Source organism: Halorubrum tibetense, assembly GCF_042661865.1.
Classification (GTDB): Archaea; Halobacteriota; Halobacteria; order Halobacteriales; family Haloferacaceae; genus Halorubrum; species Halorubrum tibetense.
In genome coordinates, this window is record NZ_JBHSWW010000471.1 from 1 (window position 1) to 1,174 (window position 1,174).

The window sequence follows — 1,174 nt, forward strand, 5'->3', positions numbered from 1 at the left end:
AGTCGCGGGTCATCTCCCGGTCCCAGTCGTCGAGCGTCGCGTCCGCCTCGCGGGTCGCGTCGTTCACGTCGCCGTCAGCCGGCGCGTCCGCCACCGCGTCGACGACCAGGGGAACGAGTCGTTCGGCTCTCCCGTCAACGATGTCGCGCTGGAGCCGTCGCATGTCGTCCAGCGTCAGGTCGCTATCGGCAACGCCCTCGTCGAGCAGCGCCCACAGGCGGATCCCCCGCCACGGCTCCGAGTACCCCTCCGAGAGATAGTACGGGTAAGCGGCGTCGTCGACGAGCCGCTGGTTCGCGGTCCCGAGCGCGTCCGGATTCGACCGCGCGGGCATCTCCGCGAACGGGATCGTCCCCGACCAGTCCGGGTCGCTCGCGTACGGCTCGAACCCCGGCCACTCGCCCTCGCGAGCGGAACCGTCGTGCACTCGGTCACCGCGGACCGGCTCGCCGTCAGTTCGCCGGATCGGAACCCGACCCGTTACTCGGAACAGGGTACCGCCGTCGGAATCGGCCGCAACGAGACACTGGCTGAACCCGTCGAACGCGCGACTCGCGTCCTCGATCCCGTCGACGTCGTCGGCGAACGCGAACGCCCGGATCGCGGTCGTCACCGCGGAGCCCGCCAGCCCCACCCACGAGACGCCGACCTCGCGACCCTCGCGTTCGAGCACCGGCCCGTGGACGCTGGTCCGGACCGGCACGACCCTGTCGGGACCGTCGGCGACGCGGATCCGCTCGGTTTGGAACCCGAACTCGCGCCACTCGGCCCCGTATCGATACTCGCGAGGGACGGTGGACGAGCCGACGGGGTCGAGGCCGGTCCCGCCCGCCGCCGCTCGCTCCCCCCGAGTCTCGTAGGTGTAACAGTCGAGCTGGTCGGTCCCCGGGTTGGTGAACCCCCACGAGCAGGTGTCGCTGGCCCCGATGACGACGAACGGGACGCCGGGAAACGTGACGCCACGGGTCGACATGCCGGCCGCATCGACGTGCTGCTCGTACCACAGCGGCGGGGCCTGTAACGCGAGGTGCGGGTCGTTCGCGAGCAGGGCGTCGCCGGACGCCGTGTGCTCGCCCGAGACGACCCAGGAGTTCGAGCCGATGCCCGGCCGGGACTCGAACCCGGAGAGCCAGGAGACGAGCGGCTCGTCTTCGACGCCGAGCCGGCGCTCCCG

General features: G+C 71.6%; 1 protein-coding gene. It reads right to left on the bottom strand.

What is annotated here, in order from left to right:
- On the bottom strand, positions 1–1,174 hold a 1,174-nt coding region (locus ACFQEU_RS16270), incomplete at both ends, for a penicillin acylase family protein (RefSeq protein WP_379783857.1).